This window comes from Aeribacillus sp. FSL K6-2848 (genome assembly GCF_038004325.1).
Lineage (GTDB): Bacteria > Bacillota > Bacilli > Bacillales > Aeribacillaceae > Aeribacillus > Aeribacillus composti.
On the sequence record NZ_JBBOQQ010000001.1, the window covers coordinates 1306952 to 1331045 of the forward strand.

Below are 24094 nucleotides of genomic sequence, written 5' to 3' on the forward strand. Positions count from 1 at the left end.
TCGTATTCTTTATTATAACAACTTAAAGAATGAATTTTCATGATACAGCAAACATTTTTTTTAATATGTCTTTCAGCAGCGGCTGCCAATATGTCCAGCGGTGATCGCCGTCAAATTCTTCATAAATGCATTCGAATCCTTTATGTTCCATTCGTTCATGAAGTTTTTGATTGATTGTGTAAAAATCTATTATTTTCCCATCGGTCGTTTTTACGCTCGTTTCCTGTTTCCCGATTTGATGATAAATAGATAATAAAGAAGGCTGTGAAAAAGCATCGATCGCTTCTAACACCTTTTCATCCACATATGGTGATTGCATAATCACTTTTCCAAATGTATGCGGATAATACAGCGCTGCCATAAGTGAAACGGTTGCAGCCAGAGAATCACCGATAAGCGCACGGCCTCTTCCTAATGGCAAAAGTGGAAAACGTTCTTCTAAAACAGGAATTAATTCATGAGCTAAAAATCGGATATAGCTGTTGAACTGGCTTCCATCGGGATGATATTTTCTTCTTCGATCTTGAATGTCTTTATAAGGAATGCCGACGACGATCAAATCTTCAATCGTTTGCTGCTCTGTTAATTCCTCAACAAAACGCGCGATCCTTCCCAGTTTAAAGTAGTCTCCACCATCTTGGGCGATGAGAAGATGATGATGAGATAATGGAGAAAAAGAAGTCGGCAAAAATATGAGCAAAGAAACTTCTTCCCCCAGCTCTTTGCTAAAAAATGTTTCTTCTTTAATAGGTGCGACTTTTTGGGCCATACCAATTCCTCCAAAATGACTAATTACCAGTTAGGCTGGACTTCTCATTATTTTATCACTCTTTTGAAAAGTCTCCAACAAATAAAAAGGTTGACAAAATAAAAAATGCTTATATTATAATGATAACGACTAATCCGATAAGATAGGTAAGAATGATCATATACTGGGGGAATTACTTTGTCTGTCCAAATTGCGCATATTTCAAAAACATTTCAACATCATGGCGTCTCCCAAACGGTTCTTGACCAAATTGATTTGACTGTGCAGAAAGGAGAATTTGTTTCCATTCTTGGCCCTTCCGGTTGTGGCAAGTCGACGTTATTATCGATTGTTGCCGGGTTAACAGCCCCCACATCGGGAAAAGTGCTGGTAAACGGGAAGGAAGTAAAAGGACCTGGAAGCGACCGGGGAGTAGTGTTCCAACAGGCAGCCCTTTTTCCATGGCTGACAGTTGAGGAAAATGTCATGTTTCCGCTGAAGAAAAAAATGCCGAAGGAAGAAGCGAAAAAAAAGGCGCATCAATATTTGGCCATGGTTCAATTAAGCCAATATGCCAAGCATTCTCCGCACGAGCTTTCCGGCGGCATGCAGCAGCGCGTATCGATCGCAAGAGCTTTGGCGATGGATCCTGAGGTGCTCTTAATGGATGAGCCGTTCGGAGCGTTGGATGAGCAGACGAGTTCACGTCTGCACGAAGTGTTGGAAAAAATTTGGATCGATACGAAAAAAACAATTCTATTTGTTACGCACAGCATCCAAGAGTCGTTAAAATTATCGGACCGTATTATCGTCATGGGTACAAGGCCTGGGAGAATTATTGATGAGATTGAAGTTTCTTTTCCGAGACCACGTGATGAATTTAGAAAGCAGCTTGCTGAATATGAAGAGCGCATTCAAAAGCTGTTGAAGTCAGAAATTGATAAAGTAGTGAAAGAGGAAGAAAGTTATGCAGCAGGTCGTTAAACGAATCATTTTTTATGCAGCCGCACTGGGTATATGGGAAGCAATCGTCAAGCTGTTAAATATTAAGGCTGTCGTCTTTCCGGCTCCGAGCGATATTTTTCAGGCATTGTGGAACGGTTTTGCTGATCTAACTCTTGTTTATGATTTGCTGGCAAGTTTTCAGCGGCTGGCAATCGGGCTTGTGATTGCTCTAATTCTTGGAACGGTGCTAGGGGTTATTTTGGCAAAATCGAAAGTAATTGATGATACCATTGGCTCTTTAATTTTGCCGTTGCAAAGCGTACCGAGCATCGTATGGCTGCCTCTAGCCATCATCTGGTTCGGTTTAAATGAAAAAGCGATCATTTTTATTGTTGTGCTCGGTGGAACGCTTGTGATGACATTGAATATGCGGACAGGCATTAAAAGCGTTCCTCCAATCTACACAAATGCGGCAAGGACAATGGATTACAACGGATTTTCACTGTTTACTCATGTGATTTTTCCTGCAGCCATTCCGCATGCAGTAACTGGTGCAAGGCTTGCTTGGGCGTTTGGGTGGAGAGGCCTAATGGGTAGCGAGCTGCTAAGCACCGGCCCGGGTTTAGGCTATACATTAAAATTCGCATCGGACTTTGGCGATATGGCGTTAGTGATGGGCATTATATTTATCATTGCCTTAATTGGAATTTTAGTAGATTTAGTTTTTTTCAGCAGAATTGAAAAGAAAGTGATGAAAAAATGGGGATTGCTTGAACAATAAAGGAGGAAGTTGAGATTATGAAGAGAAAAAGTTTGTTGCTATCATTTATCTCCTTGCTGCTGATCGGTATTTTATCTGCCTGCGGAGCCGGTGGAGGAAATGAAGCATCAGGGAAAGAAGAAAGCGGAAAAAATAAAGTAGTCATCGGCTATTTTCCAAACATTGACCATGTTCCGGCGATGATTGCGAAGGAAAAGGGCTACTATGAAGAAGCGCTAGGGGATCAGGTAGAGATTGAATATAAAACTTTTCCGGATGGCGGTGCTTTTATGACAGCGTTGAAAACCGGCGAAATTGACGCCGGGCTTGTCGGTCCAGCTCCTGTCATGAATAACTATTCTAATGGTGCAGACGTGAAAATTATTGCCGGTGCGTCATCTGGGGGTACTGTCGTCGTAGCAAGCAAAAAAAGCGGAATCGAAAGCTTAGATGATATTCATAATAAAACATTCATTACTCCTGGTGTCGGCTGCACTCACGATGTCCAATTTGAAACGTACTTGCAAGATTACGACATTGCTTCATCAAGAATCGGCGGCACATTAAAGCATACAACTGGAAACCCGGCACAATATCAAGCTTTCTTTGAATCGGGAAAAGTGGATTTAGCCGCTGTGCCTGAGCCTTGGGCTTCATTATTAATAAAAGACGGGGCGAAAGTGATTGTCGATACGAAAGATATCGCCTATGGCACAACGCTTCCGAACACTGTTTTAGTGACGAGCAACAAATTTATTAAAGAAAATAAAGATTTAGTTCAAAATATTGTCAAAGCCCACAAAAAAGCAGTCGACTTCATCAATAAAAACAAAGAGGAAGCACGCGATATTGCCATTCAATCGATTAAAGAAATAACAAATCAAGAGCTTGACCCAGAAATTATCGACAGCGCTTGGGAACGTGTCCGCTATACAACCGAAGTGGATGAAAAAGTTCTTCAAGACTTTTCTAACTCTTCTTATGACTTGAAATTTTTAAAAGAAAAACCGGATCTTAAAGGTCTTGTAGATACAAGCTTTTTGAATTAAGTAATAAACCCCCTATACAGAAGCTTTTTGATATTATGCGGCTTCTGGATAGGGGGGTTATTTTGTTGATGTAAATTCAAGATGAAGCAGTTGTTAAAACAGGGCTTATCCCAAAAGTTGTTTATGACTATGCCTGTATATTGGGATTCTGTTGTTGTGAGAGCTTTTTATTCAAATCGCTCGAATAAGCTCCCGTTTTTTCACATTGTTTGGAGCTGTCCAGAAAGTCAAAATCCATTGAAAACGAAAGATTATAAACATTGATATATCAACACTAGCATTGCAGTAATTAAATCTGATGATTCAAAATACTAAGAATGTTCAATTTTTTATTGATTTCGAAACAAAAAAATCCTTTACAATGGAAGTACAGGTGGTTCCTGTCCAAATCCAATCGTAAAGGATAACCATTATGGACAAGAATACACTAATTTCATCATTTGGTAAATGGGTTTCACCCATAAATATTCAAAAACTTAGCGAACAAGTCAAAGAATTGAAACAGGACTATTACACAAAAAAGCTGACAACAGAAGCCTATATTAAACTTTTATTGGTAGCCCAGCTGCTCGAATTTACGAGCTTAGAGGAAATGAGTGATGCACTTGTAGACGAAGATCTTCAAAAAGCACTCGGATTTGAATCGATAAGTGCCTCTCAGCTATCCCGAAAAAACAATCAGATCAACCCACTAATTCTTGCCAATTTGTTCTTGGATCTTGTTTGGAAAATTCAACGGTACCATTATCAAAACGGAAAGAATATGCCACTGAAAATCATTGATTCAAGTACACTCCCGTTGAATTTGACCCATTATAAATGGGCAAAATTCCGTAAAACAAAAGCTGGTGTAAAGCTACACTTACGGCTCGTTTTCATGGATAAAGACACCGTCTATCCTGAAAAAGCAGTGATTACGACAGCAAAAGAACATGACCGAAATCAACTCGAAGTCCTAGTGGATGATCAAGAAGCCATGTATGTGTTTGACCGCGGTTATGTGGACTATGAACGTTTTGATCGGATGACAGATGATGGCTATTTCTTCGTTTCAAGACTGAAGAAAAACGCAGTCATTCGTGAAGTCTATACATTTTCACTTCCTGATGATTGTCACGTTCTATCCGATAAAATGGTCTACATTGGTACCACACAAAATCGTACTGAAAATGTCTTTCGTCTACTAGAAGTTATGGACACAAAAGGGAACTTACTTCGTTTCATCACCAACCGATTTGATTTAAAACCAGAAGAGATAAGTGATATTTACCGATCTCGCTGGGCTATTGAACTCTTTTTCAAATGGCTCAAGCAACACGTAGAAATTAAGCACTTTTATGGAATGAGTGAAACAGCTATTCAAAATCAAATTTTCTTAGCCCTGATCACGTATTGCTTACATGTTCTCATTCAATTGGAGATGAAAAGTAAGAAATCCCTACTTCGAATTACTCGTTGGTTAAAGAGAGCTCTGTGGAAACCAGCTTATGTTTGGTTGCGAAAATTTGATGGGCGAGCCAGTCCATAATCTCCCTTTTGTCGTTGTCGCTCTGGTTTAACTGTATATATTTACCAAATGGGCAGTGCCACCTTTCTTTAGGTTTTGTCTTTTTGGCACAAATTCACAAAAAATAATTAACAGAAAATTCTAACTATATTTATGCAATGCTAATGATATATCAACATTTCTAAAACATTAAAGGGGCGTCTATAAGCCGGAAAATCGACTTATTAGACAGCGCCTATATGAATTTCAATTTCTCCATTTGGGCCGTATTTTTCAAAATCATATGTGTAAGCACGCTCTACTTAAACCAGTTTCTTCTTGCTTCCAAATCTTACTCCAAGTTTTAAAAATGCCTTGTTCGTCCGTTTTATCTACTTGAAAAACTTTATTTTCATGTTCCTCGGGATTTCAATTAAAAGCTTCCCCATTATTTTCTTCAATTGCAATACTTAATAAATAATCTCCTCTGTAGTCGCTTTCATAATCATAATAAATTCCGTACACATTGTTTTGATGATGTTCCAGTTTTTAGAAAGCGTTTTCTCACATAATTTTGATTTGCCCCATCATTTGCTCGTCATGAAAATTATTGGTTCGTATGCTGTTGATTATATACAGCATCATAAACAGTCTTTCCTTTCCATAATATTGATAAAAAAGAGAAGGCGCATCAGTAAAGAATGTTCAGCAAATTTTCCAACGGCACGTTTATGTTCATCTTTTTTGCTTCCCAGCTTCACCTGCAAAACAAATATCGCATCTTCGTTTTCTGTTCAGTTGCTTTATGGAGTACGGGTTCGTTTGACAGAAGTTGGCGAAAAATTTATCAAACGATTAGTTTGCCAATTCAATCGTTTCATTCACTGTTTATTAAATACTCTTAAAATTTTCCAATTCCTCTAAAGAAGATCACCTCGTTCACAATTTTTCTTAAAAATACGACAGCTTCCGAATTGAATATTTATATTTTAAAATCTATTAAAATTTGGGAAGCCTCAGGGGAAAATAAAACCACTTCATTGAAATGATGGAGGATCAAAGGTGATCCATACAAAAAAATTTCCCTTTTGGCTTTCGCAAAAAAACATTTCAAGAATCGACGGATTATTTAAAGAAAGTTCTTATTTTTCTTTAGTTTTACTGAAAATAAATCAAAGTTATCGGAATTGTTGGCAGGAAACGTCTTGAATTTTTTTTAAAACTGAGGTAAAGTTATACCTATCAAAAGTTCATATCGGAATTCTTATCGAGAGAGGCGGAGGGAACTGGCCCGAAGAAGTCTCAGCAACCGGTACAAGGACGGCGGCATGATAACCTTTGTACCAAGGTGCTAAATCCAGCAAGCATTTTGCCGTAAGATATGCTTGGAAGATAAGAAGGAGCCAAACAATAAACGCCTTCTTCTTATGAAGAGGGCGTTTTATTTTTCAAGCCTCCTCTACAGGCAATGAAAGCAGCACATTTTTACTAACTAAAAAAGGAGCATTCCTGTTAGAAGTTTTTTCGGGGACTTGAATAAAAAAAGCCCTCTTGGTATGATTCGGGGGTGTCAATCGCACGAATTGACCCCTAATTTGGATACCAAGGAGGACTATACATGAATTCTATCTCAAACAAGAAGATTAATCAAGTCACCGATCAAACGCTGGTTGTTGGGATGGATATCGCAAAGAAAAAACATTATGCCTGCTTTGTGGATGAGCGAGGAAGGGTGTTAAAAAAGCCGTTTCCCGTTCTGCAATCGAGAGAAGGATTGGAATGGTTGTACCAGTGCATCGTGGAAGCCATGAAGGAATTTGGAAAAACCGAGGTGATCGTTGGCATCGAGCCAACGGGACATTATTGGCTCAATCTCGCTTACTTTCTTGACGAGAAGGGCATTCCTCTCGTCATGACAAACCCGATGCACGTGAAGCGCTCCAAAGAGCTGGACGATAACCTTCCAACCAAGCATGATGCGAAAGACGCGCTCGTCATTGCCCGGTTAGTGAAAGACGGCCGATTCAGCTATCCGCGCATTCTGAAAGGGATGGAGGCCGAACTGCGCGTTGGAGCGACATTTCGCTCCAAATTGGTGGAAGAACGGGGAGCGATTCGAAATCAAATGATTCGCTGGCTTGATCGATATTTTCCGGAGTTTTCCCAAGTCTTCCCGTCATTTGGGAAAATGGCGCTCGCGGTGCTGGAATATACGCCATTTCCGAGTGATCTGGCAGGAAAAGAGCTGGAAGAGGTGCTGGCCCTTTACCGGCAAAGTGAGGGATTACAATCGCCACAAAAGCCGAAAGCGAAGAAGCTGATGGAACTGGCCCAACACTCCATTGGCGTAACGGAAGGACAACAGATGGCCCGTATCGAAATCGCCACACTTGTCCGCCGGTACCGCCAATTGGAGAAAGAAATCGAGGCACTGAATGAGCAACTGACAGAACTTGTGCAAACATCCGTGGAATACGAATGGCTCAAAACTGTTCCGGGCTTAGGGGATGCGACGATCGTGGAACTGTTATCGGAAATCGGGAGTTTTTCCCACTATCAGGATCCGCGCCAATTATTGAAACTTGCGGGACTGACCTTACGGGAAAACTCCTCCGGCCAACACAAAGGGCAAAAACGGATCTCCAAGCGTGGAAGAAGGCGGTTGCGCGCCCTCCTCTTCCGCGTGATGATGCCGATGATCCGCCACAACGAAGCGTTTCGGCAGCTGCACGACTATTACACGACACGTCCTGATAATCCGTTGCGGAAGAAGCAATCGATTGTGGTGTTATGCGGAAAATTATTGAAGGTATTGCACGCTGTATGTACGAAGCACCAAGCGTTCGATGCGAAGCGAATGATGCAGGACATCTTTGGCCTCGAAACGGCTGCTTGATGCCTATAGTCTCGATTCTCTAGACAACAAGGATGACACGGAGAAGCTGGCGCGATATCATCCATTCGACCTTGAGTCCCTAAAGGAGCTTAGCCGGCCTCTGCCTGATGACTAGACCGAACGAAGGAATGTAGGCGCAAGGATGCCAAGAGACATGGGAGGGTTCGTCATCATCAGCGATGCAGAGATCCACGGTGCATCCCATACGCTTCCCCCACTACAACCAAATTTAACCAGTAGTGGCCGCGAAGCGTACCCAGTCAATGTAAGATATACACATATTTAAGAAATAATGTTAGGAACTTTGTCGAAAAATATTTTTTTGACACCCCTGAAACGGCTACAACCGTTGATATATCAACATTTATAGAGGGAGGAAAGTCAAAGATGAATATTGAAACAGTTTTGGCCCAATTAGGAAATCGAAGTGAAGCTCTTACAGGAACAGTAAGCGCCCCCATTTATTTGTCCACAGCCTACCGGCATAAAGGAATAGGTGAATCAACAGGTTATGATTACACTCGGACAAAAAATCCAACGAGAGAGCTTGTCGAGGACGCCATAGCCAAATTGGAGGGAGCCGATCAAGGATTTGCATTTTCTTCCGGAATGGCAGCGATTCAGACGATTATGGCTTTATTTAAAAGTGGAGATGAACTGATCGTTTCAAAAGATTTATATGGCGGGACATACCGCTTGTTTGAAGAAGAGTGGCGCAAATACGGTCTTTCCTTCCACTATGACGATTTTACGTCTCGTGAATATACGGAATCATTAATAAACGAAAATACTAAAGCGATTTTTCTAGAAACGCCCACTAATCCGCTTATGCAGGAAACATCGATTTCCTCGTTGGCGGAATTGGCCCGGAAGCACAATTTGCTGCTGATCGTTGACAATACGTTCTACACGCCTGTTTTGCAGCGTCCGATTGAAGAAGGAGCGCATATCGTGATTCACAGCGCAACGAAATATTTAGGCGGTCACAACGATGTCCTTGCCGGCCTGGTCTGTGCAAAAGGGAAAGAAATTTGCGAAAAATTAGCCATGCATCAAAATGCAATTGGTGCGGTATTATCTCCTTTTGATTCGTGGCTGCTGCTTAGAGGAATGAAAACTTTATCATTGAGAATGGCCAAACATCAGGAAAATGCAAGGGAGCTGGCGGCATATTTAAAAGAGCTTCCTGAAATTGATGATGTATTATATCCTGGCAGAGGCGGAATGCTTTCCTTCCGTGTGAAAAAAGAAGAATGGGTCAACCCGTTTTTGCAGAATCTGAAATTAATCTGTTTTGCGGAAAGCCTTGGAGGGGTAGAAAGCTTTATAACGTATCCAGCTACCCAAACACATGCGGACATTCCGGAAGAAATCCGAATTCAAAACGGTGTATGTAACCGGCTTCTCCGTTTTTCTGTAGGGATTGAAAGCGTGGAGGATTTGAAGGAAGATCTCAAGCAGGCATTGCAAGCAGCTGCGAAAGGGGATTTACTAAATGCATGACCAATGGAGCTTTCAAACAAAATTGATTCATAATAAACATAAGGTTGACCCGACAACTGGTGCTGTCAGCGTGGCGATTCAGCAAGCGTCAACGTTTCATCAGCAAACATTGGATGAATCTCCTGAATTTGACTACAGCCGTTCAGGAAATCCAACACGAAAAGCGTTGGAAGAGGCGATTGCCGAACTGGAAGGCGGAGTGAGAGGCTTTGCGTTTGCTTCTGGGATGGCCGCTATATCAACAGCTTTTCTTTTACTTTCTTCCGGTGATCATGTTTTGGTCACAGAAGATGTGTACGGCGGAACATACCGGATCGTTGCCGATGTTTTATCGCGCTTTGGCATTGAATATACGTTTGTCGATATGACGGACCTTGATGCCGTAAAAGCAAATATACGTCCGAACACAAAAGTGATTTACATTGAAACGCCCTCGAATCCGCTGTTAAAAGTGACGGACATTCGAGCAATTGTGCAGCTTGCAAAAGAAAACGGCTGTTTAACATTTGTTGATAATACATTTATGACTCCGGCTTTGCAAAGGCCTCTCGATTTAGGGGCCGATATTGTTTTACATAGTGCAACAAAATTTTTGGCAGGTCATAGCGACTGTTTGGCAGGATTGGCAGTTGTGAAAGATGAAAAGCTTGGCGAAGAGCTTTACAAACTTCAAAATGCCTTCGGCGCTGTTCTCGGCCCGCATGATTGCTGGCTTGTATTAAGAGGGTTAAAAACACTTCATGTGCGGCTGGATCAATCCGTCAAAACAGCTTCTCAATTAGCAGAATTTTTGAAAAAGCACCCTGCCATTAAAAAAGTGTACTATCCAGGTCTTCACGATCACCCAGGGTCAGATATTCATTTGCGGCAAAGTGTCAACGGTGGAGCGGTTTTATCGTTTGAACTAGAAGATGAAAAAGCGGTCAAGATTCTTGCTGATCATGTTCAGCTGCCTGTTTTCGCAGTCAGCCTTGGTGCAGTTGAATCGATCTTGTCGTATCCAGCTAAAATGTCCCATGCCGCGATGCCGAAAGAAGAACGGATCAAAAGAGGGATAACCGATGGTCTTCTTCGATTAAGCGTAGGGCTAGAAAATTTTGAAGACTTAAAAAATGATTTGGAGTCTGGTCTTTCTACTGTTTTGGCCTATCAATAAATTTTTTCTTACCTTAATAGAAGACAGGGAGATGTCGAATACCGACAATTCCTGTCTTTTTTTTATGTTGATAATCTAGCTGACATATTATCCCACATTTTTTCATTTGTTCTTTAATATGATAGTAATGCACCCAAAGTCAAACGAATTTAAAAAGGGGGAGTATCAATGATCAAATGGCGAAGCGGACTTATATTCTTAACAGCTCTTCTTTTCATAATGATCATTTCTGCGTGTGGAAATAACAGCGAAGGAGGAAGCAGCAAAAGTGATGGCTCCAATCAAAGCGGGGAAAAGGCAGGAAGCAAGACGTTAAGCATTTTAACCGGAGGCACAGGAGGAACTTATTACCCGCTCGGCGGATCGATGGCGCAAATTATTTCGGAAGAAACGGACTTTAATGCAAATGCACAATCTTCAGGAGCATCAGCAGAAAATATGCAAGCGCTAAAAAATGGTGAAGCTGATATTGCGTTCTCGCAAACTGATATTGCTGCTTATGCATTAAACGGTGAATTGATGTTCAAAGACAATAAAGTCGACAATGTTAAAGCAATTGGGACTTTATATCCGGAGACGGTGCAAATTATTACAACAAAAGATAGCGGCATCCTTTCTGTTGAAGATTTGAAAGGCAAGTCGGTTTCCGTTGGTGCCCCTGGGTCTGGAGTGAATGCAAACGCACAGCAAATTTTAGAAATTCATGGATTAAGCTTTGATGATATTAAAGCGCAAAGCTTATCTTTTGACGAATCAACGGACGGCATTCAATCCGGAAGCATAGACGCTGCATTCATTACTGCGGGGACACCGACGGCTGCAGTTGAATCGCTCTCAGCACAAAAAGAAATTAGAGTAATTCCGATTGCGGATGACAAAATCAAACAATTGATCGAAAAATATCCTTACTATGCTGAAGATACAGTACCAAAGGGGACATATAAAATTCCTGAGGACGTAAAAACAGTCGCTGTAAAAGCGATGCTGGTCGTCCGCGGCGAATTGGATGAAGATGCCGTATACAATATTACAAAAGCGATTTTTGAAAATACAAATAAAATTACTCACGCAAAAGGCAAATTAATCAAAGCGGAGGCAGCCCTTGATGGAATAGGCAATTTGCCGCTTCATCCAGGGGCTGAAACGTATTTTTCAGAAAAAGGAATCCAGCCATAACGTATCAAAGATAGGCCGTTTTAAACGGTCTATCGATTTCATTTATGTAACTCCATTTTAGGCGGGGATTTTCATGAGAGCTAGGATGAAAGCTTTGTTCATCTGTCTTCCCCTTTTTATGACAATCAACGTTTTTTTATTTTTCCTTCCTATTGTAAATGCCATCGCTTTTTATCATGAAGATCAGAATGACTTATTAGGTTATCTGCCTGTCCGTGATGATGACTTGTTTCAAATTCAGTACACTCATTCCATCCATCTTACGGATGTGAAGGAGACATATACATTACGCAATAACAAAATCATTCAGACAGAACTTGAGTATGAAAATTTTGCTGTTGGAATGCCTTCTAATGTGGAAGGGGAGGGGAAATTTTTAGAAAAGGATGGAAAATTTTTTATAAAAAACATGGAGCGAGAATTTTCCTATATTGATTTGAGAATTGGACAAGTACAGGCCGATCACCGAATCGTTTATCAAGGTAACAGCTACAAATTGGCGGATTTTTTTGGACCCGGCTCATGGGTAAGAATAAAACCGGCAAAAATCAGTATTTGGCAGCAGGTGAAAGGAGTGAATATTCGTGAGTAAAGAGAAATTTGACGTACTGTCAGAAGAAGAGCAGCAAATGCTGCTTGAAAAATATGATCCTGAAGCAGGAACGAGGAAGCTAAAAGGCGTGTTGGGAGGCATCGCATTTGCCGGATTATTGGCATTTTCGCTGTTTCAGTTGTATACATCGATTTTCGGTGTTTTTACAGCGCAAATCCAGCGCTCTGTCCATCTCGGTTTTGCGCTTGCTTTGATTTTTCTTTTGTTTCCGGCTAATCGAAAAAAGAGGAAAGAATATAAATTTCAAGTGGCTTGGTATGATATCATCCTTGCGCTTTTAAGTATTGGCGTTGGAGCATATTGGCCGCTGTTCATTGATGACATTGTAATGCGCGTCGGAATATTGACAGAAACGGATTTTTATATCGGAATTTTAGCTATTTTACTAGTTTTAGAGGCAACAAGGAGGGCGGTTGGGCTGCCGATTACGATCATCGCGCTGCTTTTCTTGGCGTATGCCTATTTTGGTCCTAGCATGCCTAACTTTCTCCAGCATAGCGGTCTTAGTTCTGAACGAATTGTTCAAACTATGTTCTTTACAACCGAAGGGATTTTAGGAACTCCGCTAGGCGTGTCATCAACCTTTATCTTTTTGTTTCTCCTTTTCGGCTCCTTTTTAATTAGAACTGGGATTGGTCAATATTTTAATGATTTGGCCGTTGCCGTTGCAGGGCGCAGAATTGGCGGTCCTGCAAAAGTAGCTATTTTTTCCAGTGCCCTTCAAGGAACGATCAGCGGAAGCTCAGTTGCCAATGTCGTCACATCCGGCGCGTTTACCATCCCGATGATGAAAAAGCTTGGTTATAACAAAGATTTTGCAGGAGCGGTGGAGGCTTCTTCATCTACAGGCGGTCAGTTAATGCCGCCGGTTATGGGAGCAGCTGCGTTTTTAATGGTTGAATTTATCGGGAACGGCATTACGTATTGGGACATTGCCAAAGCGGCAGCTATTCCGGCTATTCTATATTTTGCAGGGATTTGGATCATGACTCATTTTGAAGCAAAGCGAATCGGTTTAAGAGGCTTGTCAAAAGAAGAAATGCCGAATCGGAAAGAAATTTTGAAAAAACTGCATTTGTTAGCCCCGATCGTTGTTATTATTATTTTGCTAATGTCAGGAGTGACCGTTACACATGCTGCCATTTATTCGATATGTATTTCGATTGTCGCTGGATTTTTAAATCGTGAGAATCGGATGACATTTAAGGATATTGTATTAGCGCTCGTCGACGGCGCCCGTACAGCGTTAGGGGTTGCGGCAGCAACAGCCGCTGCTGGAATTATTGTCGGCGTTGTGACGAAAACCGGGCTTGGTTTGAAGCTTGCCAACGGGCTGCTTGATATCGCCGGGGGCAATCTCATTCCGACATTAATGCTGACGATGATAGCTTCGTTGATTCTTGGAATGGGTTCGCCGACTACAGCGAACTATGTTATTACCTCAACGATTGCTGCACCAGCGATTATTTTGTTGGGGGTACCTGATTTGTCTGCACATTTATTCGTGTTTTACTTCGGGATTATTGCCGACATTACACCGCCAGTTGCCCTCGCAGCCTTTGCCGCAGCCGGTGTATCAGGAGGAGAACCGATCCGAACGGGAATTCACTCTTCAAAATTGGCAATCGCCGCCTTTATCATTCCGTATATTTTCGTTTTGTCTCCGCAAATGTTAATGATTGATACGACATGGCTTGGAATTTTATGGGTAGTCTTTACGGCGTTTTGCGGAATGATCGCAATTGGAGCCGGGATGATCGGATATTGGATGAGAAAAATGCATTTGATTGAACGAATTGCCGCAGTCGTGGCCGGGCTGTTGCTGATTTATCCAGAACGTTTTTCAGACATTTCAGGTCTCATCATTTTCATCGCATTATATGCGTTTCAATATATATGGAAATACAAAGCTGATCAAAAAGTGAAGGGTGAGAGCATTTAAAGAAGACAGGTTGTCATGGAAGAATCGATCCATTGATTAGAACATGATTACAGGCGGAATCATTGAGACGCAGAATAAACGCGGAGAGCAATTCACATTGGAACGAACAAAATCAGGATAAAATGTCGGAGAGACAGAAAGGATGTGTTGGAATCAATCCATTAATTTGCAGAAGGCCGATTTATTTTTATGCTGCAAAATTCAAAATGTTGTTTAAGAAAAACCGCTTTATGTCACGAATAGGTGGGAAATGGAGCGGCATTTCAACCTAGACGGCAAAATGAAATCCGATAGAAAACGAAAATTTAAATCTATAAAAACCAAGCATAGAGGAAAAAATGAATGATCAGCTCTATAGGCGCGATTCTAAAACGGCAAAAAATAATGAAGTGGAAGCATCTTTGACACTTCCACTTCAATCATATTTGCTTGGAATCTTAATTGAAAAAACGATTAATCTTCAAACAATTCGTCCATTAACTCTTCAATTTCTTGTCTTCGTTTGCTTGTTTCTTGTTTATCGACATAATAACGGTTATTTTTCTGAATAATTACATCTCCCGTTTCTGCATTTTTAGGCAACTGGCTTTTTAAAATTTCGATTATTTTGCCGTTTTCATCTTCGCAGACTGCGATGTCATTTTCAAATCGATCAATAATAAATTTCATAATGTCCCACCTTATCTAGGAGTGAAAGATGTTTGTGCTTTATAAGTTTTGTTTTTATAAGTGGCTGATACATCGATTTTAACAGTATAACCTTTTGCAGCACGGCCGATTTTTACCGACAATGGCTTACCAATAGTACCGGTATAAGTGGTGTTTTTGCTTTTGTATTTAAAAACAGCTTTATATTTTGTTCCGTTTGGCAGCCCTTTTACATTCAGTATTATTGTAGAGTTTTGCTTTGGAGTTTTGTTATCGACACTTGCTGTTAATTTGTAGCTAGTTGGTTTGCTTGCTGTGCCGGACGATGCCACTTTTACATTAAAGGAAAGATTGGAGCCGTTCGTTGTTGCAACAATATGGCCTTGTTTATCCGTTCTAAAAGTGTTTATTTTGTATGCTTTCAGCCGATTGATCACATCTTGAGTAGGATGGCCGTATGAGTTCTTGCCGACGGAAATGACGGCATATGTCGGTTTTACTGAGTTTAACAGCGCTGTGCTTGTAGATGTTTTGGCACCATGGTGTCCTACTTTTAGGACGTCAGCTCGCAAATTTTGTTTAGCTTTAATCATATCCGATTCTGCTTTAAGTTCCGCATCGCCAGTGAAAAGAAATGATTTTTTACCGTAAGTAAGCTTTAAAACAGCACTCCAGTTATTTAAGTCGCTTTTTGGATATGCTTTGACAGGCCCAACGAATTTTGCGGTAACTCCTTTGATCGGCAAAGCAACATTTGCTTGAGCGGTCTTTATTTTTTTGCCTTCACGCTTAACAGCATTTAAAAAATCTTTGTAGCTTTCCGTCGTATGGCTGACTTTTGGCGCATACACCTGCTCTACTCGAAAAGCAGATAGCACAGTGTCCAGACCGCCAATATGATCTGCGTCCGGATGAGTTGCAATCATTATTTCGATATCATCCACTTTTTGCTTTTTCAAATAATTAACAACGTCATCTCCATAACTGTTATTTCCGCCATCAATGAGAATATCTTCTCCATTTGGAGCTTTTATGTAAATTGCGTCTCCTTGTCCGACATTAATAAAATGAACATACATATTTTTTGCCTGAGCGCTTGTTGTTTCGTGAAACGGGATCAACAGAAAAGAAAATGCAAACACTATCGAAAACAATAGCTTACGTAATTTCATCAAAATCACTCCGAGTACTGAATAGATCAAATTGATTATACAGCGTGGTAGGAAAAATTTACAAGATTTAATTTAGAAAATTTTATTTTTTTTTACAGAAAATTAAATTTTCTAGTCTAATTGAACTAAAGTCTCATCCGATTTTTTCATGCCGAAAAAAGAAGCCGACCCAAAAGGCTTGGATCGGCCTAAACAGACAAAGGTCTGTACATTTTTAATTTTGTTGAAATCTGGTCATTCCAAAATTTAATTTTTCAAACGTAACTTTTGGTGAATGGAGGAATCAAAAAGTTTAAGTAAAAAAACTAGTTTGCATATTTTAAAACAAGGAGAAACGTAATTTGTTAAAAACAATTGATAAGAAGATTAAATAAAACTTTGTGTTGCTAATTATTGTTGTCGCCAATTAGCTCGCTGTACCTAACTTTATTTAGCGTAAAAACATATTGCACAGTCAAAAAAGGTGAATATAACTAAAATTATTAAAAAATACAATATGGCCGCGAGAAAATGGAAAATTTGAACGATATAAAAGGCGTAAACAAAATTTACATTTAAAAAAAATTACAAGTTAAATAGTCTGTTGAATAAACCTGTCCATAAGGAATCACAAATGCAAAAAAATCATTCTCATTGTGAGAAGGGATTTGAACCTTATGTTCTTTTCATTTTTTCAAGAAATAGAAACATGATGAGCTACTAATTATAAAATATTTTTTTAACGAAAAATCGAAATTTGTAGTAAGTCATGGACGAAGTTTAAGTAGCCTCATAAGCCCCAAAATGAACTTGGACAATAGGAGTAATTTGTTTTATACTGCTTAATGTACCAAGGAGGCTGACATCATGACACGAACCAAACACTCCAAGGAGTTTAAATTACAAGTCATCAAAGAGGCACAGGAGACAGGCAATAACAGCCTTGTTGCCCGCCGTTATGAACTGAATTCCAACATGGTATCCCGTTGGGTGCGGGAATATAAAGATGGTAAATATGGTGATGTTGATGTCACTGTTTTGCCGGACCTTGACCCGAAAGAAATATCCAAGGAAAATGAAAAGCTCAAAATATTGCTTGGTGAAAAAGACCTTGAAATCGCGATTTTACGCGACATGATAAAAAAGAAAAACCCTCACTTGCTGAAAAAATTGAAGTAGCCGACAACTGGATCCAAAAAGGCTATTCCATTTCCAAGGTGCTAAAGATTATAGGGATTGCTCGTTCCACCTACTATTATCAAAAGAGCTACCGCGAGGAAGAGAAAAAAGTGAGTGAGGGGCGTCCGGCACCAGGTTATTCCTTCACAGAAGACGGACGAAAAGTATCAGACGAACAAATCAAAGAATTCCTGCTGGAGGAAATTGCAGGCGATGGCTTCAACTATGGCTAACGCAAGCTGACCAAGAGGCTTCGCCGCGAATATAACCTTGTCATCAACAAGAAGAAAGTCTACCGTCTGTGCAAAGAGCTGGGTATTCTACGGCCGCAGCGCAAAAAGAAGGCCCAACCCCCTAGGAAGCTGGCACGAAACCGTACGGTAACAGACTCAAACCAGCTATGGGAAGCGGATATCAAATACGGCTACATCGAAGGGGAAGACCGGTTTTTCTTCGTCATGTCCATCATCGATGTATATGACCGTGGAATTGTCGCCTATCACAACGGATTCAGCTGTACAGCCAAAGATGCCGTCCAAGCACTCCAACAGGCATTGTTAAGACGGCAACAATTCAGCGCAGAGATCAAACCAGTGATTCGAACAGACAATGGGCCACAGTTTGTTTCCCATACTTTTGAGGAATTTTGCGAAAAATACCAGATCGAACATGAAAGGATTCCGCTGAGAACACCGAATATGAATGCCCATATTGAATCTTTTCATCGAATCTTTGAAGATGATTGCCTTTCAAGATGGCAGTTTGAAACCTACGAGAAGGCCTATGAAGCCGTCACGGATTTTATGGTATTCTACAACGAAAGACGGATGCATTCAAGTATTTTGGACCTGTCACCTCAGGAGTTTTACGAACAAAACAAGCAAAATAAATTGGAAATCGAAGAGGTTCGCGTATGATCGATTCATGAGGAGTCAGGGCCGACAGGAATTCCTTGTCCGGCTGCGAAAAGAGCCACAGCGCAGCTGCTTGCCATTGACCACAGCTCCCGATTCTTAGGAGGCGATGGAAGGGGTCGGGGCCCACCAGCGAATACTTAGAATCGGTTTGTCCGTGTTAGCATTGGGCGCATGAAGAGCCCTAAAGGCTGTTTTTTTAGCGATCTTGCGCCGATCCCCCAACACGGACAAAAGCAAGGTCAATGGTGGCGGACAAGAAGCACAGGGTTCATAATCAAGAAAAAGAGAGCTATTTTAAGAAAAAGATAGACTAAGAGTAACTATGTCCAAAACTCGGGGGTTAATCCGCTAGACCAACTAATACTATGACCTCTGCTGACTTCTGACTGTTCAGCTATCTATCACTAGATAGGTTACCAAGGTTACTTGGCGTGCCAGCCAGACCTCCCCGGGTAAGAGTGTAATCTTTCCTTCCATCCATCTGCTTCATTTACTCTGTATCACCTTCGGCAGAAAGGGCTTTGTTTTGTCTTGCAAACTCACCCAGTGATACCTAGCCTCATATGAAGTTCGTGTTCCTCAGACCGGAAGTTTGCCGCTCGCTTCCTTCAGATTCCGCGTCACCACGGACACCCTTGCGTTAAGCTAACTGCTACTTCTGCCTTCGCAGCTCGGGACTTTCACCCTATAGATTACACCCATGCCGGGCGCACATAAAAAAGCTCAAATCCATATGTATCAATGGATTGAGCTTTTGGGTTCGAGCAGTGGATTCAGGTTAATTACAATTTTTCGTTTAGTTGTATTACTTCTATCCGATGAAGGAGACTGTTTAAAATGCTGTGGTAATGCCATGATTGCCGATTAATTCACCCATTCTACTAGATGTTAGCAGTTTTTCCATTACGCTTATACTTACAGACATTACAATTAACCTATTTTTAAACATTTTACAAAATATTGGTTCATCACCAAAACTTGGGGTTGAACTTTCATAAATTCAAATTTTTTACATTTATATATAGAATAAAAGCGAAAACTCATGTATCGTAATTGTTGTTCTGACAAACCACGAGAGGAGTTTTCGCTTTGTACTCTAAGTTTATCAAATTGATTCTACCGTTACCATCTTTTTTTGACATTACACTACCAACTGAAGAGGAGCCCAATGTATTTCGTGCAACAGCTGCACCTCAAACTATCACTTGTCCCATTTGTGCAGGTGCAACCGTTTGTCACGATCGTTCCCTACGTCGTTTTCGTCACGGATATGCTTGGCATATTGGTGTACTTTGGGTGGAGTTATTCGTGCCACGCCAGCGCTGTAAAGAATGCGGTTTTACGTTCACGTTTGACTATGGATTAGGACTCGTTCATTCTTCTACTGAGGCATTTCGTCGTGAAATCGTGAAGCGTTGTCATGGTCGTTCCATCGCTGAAGTTGCGCGTGAGTACGGACTTCTCTATACAACAGTTGAACGTTGGTTTTATAAGTATGCTCCTGAGCAATTGGTGGAAGAAGAGGCCCAACATATTTGTGTGGATGAGTTCGCTTTACGCAAAGGTCACAACTATGCAACCAGTGTATTGAATGCGGTAACAGGGCGTATTTTGGCGATTGTCCCTCACCGTGATCAACAGGCGATTGAAACTGTTTTAAAGAAAGTAACGGGAAAAGTTCGAACCGTCATGAGTGATTTCTCTGCGGCTATGGCAGGAGCGATTCAAACCGTCTATCCAACAGCAGTTCATGTATTGGATCGCTTTCATTTAGTTCAATTTTTTACCGATGCGCAACAACGCAGAAGACGTTATTTGGTGCAGGCAAAAAGGCATCATAAAGCCCGATTTATTGACCGTTGTTTAGCGAGAAAACCGGAAGAATTAACGGAAGAAGAACGTGCTTTTGTTCGAGAATGGCTTGAAGAAGATTTCCATTCAAAACATATTTATCAGGCTCTCAACCATATGCGCTACGTGTTGAAAGTGATGACGCGAACACAAGCAAAACGACGATTGAAAGACTGGCTAAAGCGTTATCAATTTCATCCTTGTGGTGTCGTCGCGAAAATCGCTAAAACCATCATTATCCGTGAAAAAGAAATGATTGAAACAATTCTGTCACCATTCTCAAACGGCATTATGGAAGGTACGAATAACAAAATTAAGCTTATCAAAAGACGGGGATTCGGTTACCGGAACGATGCCCATCTGTTTCTTCGATTGCGATTGGAAACAGGGCATTGATTTTGTCATCCCCGGATTTTGGTGATGAACCAAAATATTACTTAAATGTAATATTTTAATATTTTTTTAAGGATTCTGAAAATATTTCGATTTATCATTAAACATGTAAGGAGGTGAACGAAATGACAAAAGAAACTATCATCAGAGCTTGGAAAGACCCTGAGTTTCGTAAAACTTTAACAAATATTCCTTCCCACCCTGCTGGTTACTTAGCTTCAGAACTTAATGAGGATGAGTTATCACAAATCGTGGGTGGATCTTGTGGTTCAGGTGGAATTCCATCTATCACAGGTGAGTGTACTTGTTTTAACGGCTTAACTGTTTGTAATTGGAGTAAATTGTTACCAGCCTGTCGATAATGTTCTTAATCGGCTTAATCAACAATACGACAGACTAATAAGCACTCGTATTTGCGGGTGCTTATTACTTTAATATACACAAAAGGCATAGAAAATATGCTTAATACTTTTCATTTAGGGGGTTATTTAATGAAACTTGATGTTGAAAAAAAGTCGACAAAAAGTAACTGGGATAATGCTTGTTTTCTTAGCGAACGCATTCCTACGGACACAATCAAAAAGGAATTAAACTTCAATGAACGTGTAAAACAATGGAGAAAAGAAACTGCTCTAGAAAATAATGAACTTTTTTATGAAAGACTTAAATTAGATAACCTTTCCCCTGAACAATTCAATGCTATAGTTTCTAATGAAGATTGGAGTGTCGAGAGTTCCTCCATTTTATGGACAAAAAAATTAAAAATGATGGAAGATGTATTTGATTCAACAAATTCCAATGAAACAATCCCTATCACTATTAAATCTGTTCCATTTCATCAAGGTACGATTCCTTTTATACTTTGGGCGAAAAAGGAATTAATTTCATACAAAGAAAACCTTGAAGATGAATATTCGAAGTTTTTAGATTCACAAATAATCGAAAATATTTTGCTAAATTTATGCCTTCGATTAGTACAGTTGTCAATGCAGACATTTACTTTAGAGATGCACGTTGCAAATTTAGAAGGTAAATTGGTCGGAAATACAGCTGAAGACCGTTTTAAACACTTCGGAGATGAAATCTTGAAAAATAAAACCACTTTATTCTCTATCCTAAATGAATACCCTGTTTTAGCTCGTTTACTTGTCGAATGTACTAATAATTATATCGAGTTTATTAAAACAACACTTACAAGATTATTTACTGATAAAAAGGAATTAGAATTTTATTTCCAAATGGAAATTAATCATTTAACAAGTATTACGATGGGCTTGTCAGACTTACACCGAAGAGGGCAAAGTGTGATTATTTTTACTTTTGATAATAACAAAAAGATTGTATATAAACCGAAATCCCTTTCTATTTCTAAACATTTTCAAGATCTTTTAGAATGGATTAATGAAAAAGGCATTGAACTCAAGTTTAAAATTCAAAAAATCTTAGACAAACAAGAATATGGATGGGAAGAATATATAGAATACACTGAATGTGTTTCTGAAGATGAAGTTAAGCATTTTTATAAACGTCAAGGAGGATATTTAGCTCTTTTATATTTACTTGAAGCTACAGATTTCCATTTTGAAAATGTCATCGCTTCAGGAGAACACCCCTTCCTTATTGATTTAGAATCACTATTTACACATCAAACTATCCCAGATAGTGTTAATGAAACAACAGCAATGTCTAAGGCTATGAAGGAGTTTCGAAATTCAGTCTTTAGAACACAGTTAATACCATTTTTCATTGGTGGAACAGAAGTTAGCGGTTTGGGAGGAATGGAAGGTCAAGAAACTCCATTTGATGTTCTGCAGTGGAAAGATGTAGGTAAAGTTTCCATGAAAGCAACAAGGGAAAAAGGAAAAATTTCTGGAGGAAATAACATTCCTAAAATTAATGGAAAATTAGTCAATGTCCAGGATTATAAAAAGGAACTTATTGAAGGTTTTGTAACCACTTATAACATCATGAAAGAAAATAAATTTGAATTGAAAAAATTCCTTAATATCTTTGAAAATGACACAATTAGAAAAGTAATAAGACCGACCTATGTTTATTCTCTTCTACTAGAAGGAAGTTATCATCCAGATTATTATCGAAATGGACTTGATAGAGACAGATTATTGGATCGTTTATGGTGTGGTGTTGAATATGTACCACATTTAAAAGGCGTTATTGCTTCAGAAAAAAAAGATATGTTATTAAACGATATTCCATTTTTCTATACAAAAACAAATTCTAGACACTTATGGAATAGTTTTGATGAAATCATTCCTAATTTCTTTTATAATGATTCTCTTTCTGTAGTTAAAAAGCGATGTGAACAATTAAGTGACGAAGACTGTATAAAACAGTGTGACTATATTCAAATTTCACTTCAAATTAGTTCTAACTCCCATATGTATAGAAAAGAAAATATTTCTAAGGAAAATGAAAATACTAATTTTTCTTATGAAAAAGAGGAACTTTTAAAAGCAGCTATTCAAATTGGAGATTTATTAGAAAAAAAAGCCTTTCATGGCGAAGATGAAAACGATGTTACATGGCTCGGTCTTCAATGGAAAGGTAAAGCAAGTCAATGGAATTTCTCATCTCTCGAATCGAATCTGTATAGTGGTTTAAGTGGTGTTTCCTTGTTTCTTGGTTATTTAGGAGAAATTACAAGTGAATTAAAATATAAACAATTATCCTATTCCGCTATTATGTCTGCGGTTAATATGTATAGGCATAAGACTGATTCAGATAAAAGTATTTCAGCATTTCAGGGTGATATGTCCATTGTCTATACGTTAATACATCTTTCAGAGTTACAAGACAATTATGAAATGAAAGAAGAACTAAAAAAGGAGGCTTTCTTCATCGCTAAAGATCTAATTCCATTAATCGAGAATGATAAGAATTATGATATTTTAGATGGAGTTGCAGGAGCATTAATTGTTTATTTAGAGTTATATCTTGCTTTTGGGGATAAGACATTCTACGAAGCAGCTATTAAATGTGGCAAACATCTAATCAATAATTCTATGGATTTGGATAATAAAGCGGGTTGGTTAAATCCATTAATTAGAAAACCAATTGGCGGTTTTTCACATGGAGCTTCTGGTATCGCATGGGCTTTATTAAAACTATATAATGTTAGTGGGATTGAGACTTTTAAACAAAAAGCATTGAACGCTTTGAATTTCGAAAGAGCGCAATACAAACCAGAAGAACGAAATTGGTATGATTTAAGAACTAATACAATGTCATTTCCTAGTTGGTGTAATGGAGCAGCTGGTATAGCACTAAGTAACAAATTAAATTTAGATGTATTAAAAAATAGCGAAGAATTAATTCTTGACTTAAACGCTGCTATCCAAACAACAATAGAAAAAGGTTTTGGAAATGAATATTGTTTATGTCATGGCGATCTCGGAAATCTATCTATTCTTAGAAGTATTTCAAATTTAGCGGATGAAAATATTAATAAACTCACCCAAAATGTTATAGGAAGATTTCTGTATGAAAAAGTAATAGAAAAGGATACAGCAAGACTAACAAGTTTTATGATGGGATTGACTGGAGCAGGATACGTCTTACTTTCGTTATTAAAGCCATTACCTTCTCCCCTCTTTTTAGAATTCCCTAAGAAAAATTAGGTATAAATTAATAAAATGTTAAGAAGCATTTAATGGTTTAATT

The 24094-nt window shown here is 39.4% G+C and carries 15 protein-coding genes, 2 pseudogenes and 1 riboswitch; of the genes and pseudogenes, 14 read left to right on the plus strand and 3 right to left on the minus strand.

All coding sequences use genetic code 11. The features are described 5' to 3' along the window. Nucleotides 1–37: 37 nt before the first annotated feature. Nucleotides 38–769 carry an alpha/beta hydrolase gene (locus NSS70_RS06570; RefSeq protein WP_339199251.1) on the minus strand — a complete coding sequence of 244 codons (732 nt, stop codon included), beginning with the start codon at nucleotides 767–769 and terminating at the stop codon, nucleotides 38–40. Nucleotides 770–946: 177 nt separating this feature from the next. Here NSS70_RS06570 and NSS70_RS06575 point away from each other — a divergent pair, with 177 nt between their 5' ends. From NSS70_RS06575 to NSS70_RS06620, 10 genes are all read left to right on the plus strand, one after another. Then, complete coding sequence (locus NSS70_RS06575; protein WP_339211185.1) at nucleotides 947–1732, plus strand: ABC transporter ATP-binding protein; 786 nt, start codon at nucleotides 947–949, stop codon at nucleotides 1730–1732. Then, nucleotides 1716–2474 (plus strand): ABC transporter permease, encoded by a 759-nt coding sequence (locus NSS70_RS06580; RefSeq protein WP_327862847.1) that lies wholly within the window; start codon nucleotides 1716–1718, stop codon nucleotides 2472–2474. The genes NSS70_RS06575 and NSS70_RS06580 overlap by 17 nt, the downstream gene beginning before the upstream one ends. A gap of 17 nt (nucleotides 2475–2491) precedes the next feature. Next, nucleotides 2492–3502, plus strand: coding sequence for an aliphatic sulfonate ABC transporter substrate-binding protein (locus NSS70_RS06585; RefSeq protein WP_339211186.1), 1011 nt, complete (start codon nucleotides 2492–2494; stop codon nucleotides 3500–3502). 412 nt (nucleotides 3503–3914) lie between these two features. After that, nucleotides 3915–5030, plus strand: coding sequence for an IS4 family transposase (locus NSS70_RS06590; protein WP_340880736.1), 1116 nt, complete (start codon nucleotides 3915–3917; stop codon nucleotides 5028–5030). Nucleotides 5031–6249: 1219 nt separating this feature from the next. After that, nucleotides 6250–6387: riboswitch (SAM riboswitch) on the plus strand. Nucleotides 6388–6606: 219 nt separating this feature from the next. Continuing rightward, nucleotides 6607–7884 carry an IS110 family transposase gene (locus NSS70_RS06595; protein ID WP_340881101.1) on the plus strand — a complete coding sequence of 426 codons (1278 nt, stop codon included), beginning with the start codon at nucleotides 6607–6609 and terminating at the stop codon, nucleotides 7882–7884. A 387-nt stretch (nucleotides 7885–8271) separates the two neighbouring features. Beyond that, nucleotides 8272–9387, plus strand: a complete 1116-nt coding sequence (locus NSS70_RS06600; RefSeq protein ID WP_066248281.1) for a methionine biosynthesis PLP-dependent protein — start codon at nucleotides 8272–8274, stop codon at nucleotides 9385–9387. Next, on the plus strand, nucleotides 9380–10543 hold the full coding sequence (gene metC, locus NSS70_RS06605; RefSeq protein WP_063387528.1) for a cystathionine beta-lyase: 1164 nt from the start codon (nucleotides 9380–9382) through the stop codon (nucleotides 10541–10543). The genes NSS70_RS06600 and metC overlap by 8 nt, the downstream gene beginning before the upstream one ends. 168 nt (nucleotides 10544–10711) lie before the next feature. Then, complete coding sequence (locus NSS70_RS06610; protein WP_144596586.1) at nucleotides 10712–11719, plus strand: TAXI family TRAP transporter solute-binding subunit; 1008 nt, start codon at nucleotides 10712–10714, stop codon at nucleotides 11717–11719. A 73-nt stretch (nucleotides 11720–11792) separates the two neighbouring features. After that, nucleotides 11793–12311: a DUF1850 domain-containing protein gene (locus NSS70_RS06615; protein WP_311067053.1), complete on the plus strand. Its 519-nt coding sequence runs from the start codon at nucleotides 11793–11795 to the stop codon at nucleotides 12309–12311. A gap of 37 nt (nucleotides 12312–12348) precedes the next feature. Then, nucleotides 12349–14274, plus strand: a complete 1926-nt coding sequence (locus tag NSS70_RS06620; RefSeq protein ID WP_066248422.1) for a TRAP transporter permease — start codon at nucleotides 12349–12351, stop codon at nucleotides 14272–14274. 453 nt (nucleotides 14275–14727) lie between these two features. Here the strand turns inward: NSS70_RS06620 and NSS70_RS06625 are convergent, their stop codons facing one another. Beyond that, complete coding sequence (locus NSS70_RS06625) at nucleotides 14728–14943, minus strand: DUF3006 domain-containing protein (protein ID WP_094245372.1); 216 nt, start codon at nucleotides 14941–14943, stop codon at nucleotides 14728–14730. 323 nt (nucleotides 14944–15266) lie between these two features. Next, a pseudogene (locus NSS70_RS06630) lies at nucleotides 15267–16094 on the minus strand (ComEC/Rec2 family competence protein); the annotation flags it as partial. A gap of 846 nt (nucleotides 16095–16940) precedes the next feature. On the opposite strand from NSS70_RS06630, the pseudogene NSS70_RS06635 reads away from it, so the two are divergent. From NSS70_RS06635 to NSS70_RS06650, 4 genes and pseudogenes are all read left to right on the plus strand, one after another. Further along, nucleotides 16941–18169 (plus strand): annotated as a pseudogene (locus NSS70_RS06635) (IS3 family transposase). Between the two features lie 1089 nt (nucleotides 18170–19258). Beyond that, a complete protein-coding gene (locus tag NSS70_RS06640; RefSeq protein WP_340881102.1) occupies nucleotides 19259–20416 on the plus strand; it encodes an ISL3 family transposase in 1158 nt (385 codons plus the stop codon). A gap of 122 nt (nucleotides 20417–20538) precedes the next feature. After that, nucleotides 20539–20775, plus strand: coding sequence for a mersacidin/lichenicidin family type 2 lantibiotic (locus NSS70_RS06645; RefSeq protein WP_340436148.1), 237 nt, complete (start codon nucleotides 20539–20541; stop codon nucleotides 20773–20775). Between the two features lie 129 nt (nucleotides 20776–20904). After that, nucleotides 20905–24051 carry a type 2 lanthipeptide synthetase LanM family protein gene (locus tag NSS70_RS06650; RefSeq protein WP_340436150.1) on the plus strand — a complete coding sequence of 1049 codons (3147 nt, stop codon included), beginning with the start codon at nucleotides 20905–20907 and terminating at the stop codon, nucleotides 24049–24051. Nucleotides 24052–24094: the final 43 nt, after the last annotated feature.

Bases quoted from the DNA above. Each gene is read 5' to 3' on its own strand.
- NSS70_RS06570 (WP_339199251.1), bottom strand. From the start codon at position 769: ATGGCCCAAAAAGTCGCACCTATTAAAGAAGAAACATTTTTTAGCAAA.
- NSS70_RS06580 (WP_327862847.1), top strand. From the start codon at position 1,716: ATGCAGCAGGTCGTTAAACGAATCATTTTTTATGCAGCCGCACTGGGT.
- NSS70_RS06585 (WP_339211186.1), top strand. From the start codon at position 2,492: ATGAAGAGAAAAAGTTTGTTGCTATCATTTATCTCCTTGCTGCTGATC.
- NSS70_RS06590 (WP_340880736.1), top strand. From the start codon at position 3,915: ATGGACAAGAATACACTAATTTCATCATTTGGTAAATGGGTTTCACCC.
- NSS70_RS06595 (WP_340881101.1), top strand. From the start codon at position 6,607: ATGAATTCTATCTCAAACAAGAAGATTAATCAAGTCACCGATCAAACG.
- NSS70_RS06600 (WP_066248281.1), top strand. From the start codon at position 8,272: ATGAATATTGAAACAGTTTTGGCCCAATTAGGAAATCGAAGTGAAGCT.
- metC (WP_063387528.1), top strand. From the start codon at position 9,380: ATGCATGACCAATGGAGCTTTCAAACAAAATTGATTCATAATAAACAT.
- NSS70_RS06610 (WP_144596586.1), top strand. From the start codon at position 10,712: ATGATCAAATGGCGAAGCGGACTTATATTCTTAACAGCTCTTCTTTTC.
- NSS70_RS06615 (WP_311067053.1), top strand. From the start codon at position 11,793: ATGAGAGCTAGGATGAAAGCTTTGTTCATCTGTCTTCCCCTTTTTATG.
- NSS70_RS06620 (WP_066248422.1), top strand. From the start codon at position 12,349: ATGCTGCTTGAAAAATATGATCCTGAAGCAGGAACGAGGAAGCTAAAA.
- NSS70_RS06625 (WP_094245372.1), bottom strand. From the start codon at position 14,943: ATGAAATTTATTATTGATCGATTTGAAAATGACATCGCAGTCTGCGAA.
- NSS70_RS06645 (WP_340436148.1), top strand. From the start codon at position 20,539: ATGACAAAAGAAACTATCATCAGAGCTTGGAAAGACCCTGAGTTTCGT.
- NSS70_RS06650 (WP_340436150.1), top strand. From the start codon at position 20,905: ATGAAACTTGATGTTGAAAAAAAGTCGACAAAAAGTAACTGGGATAAT.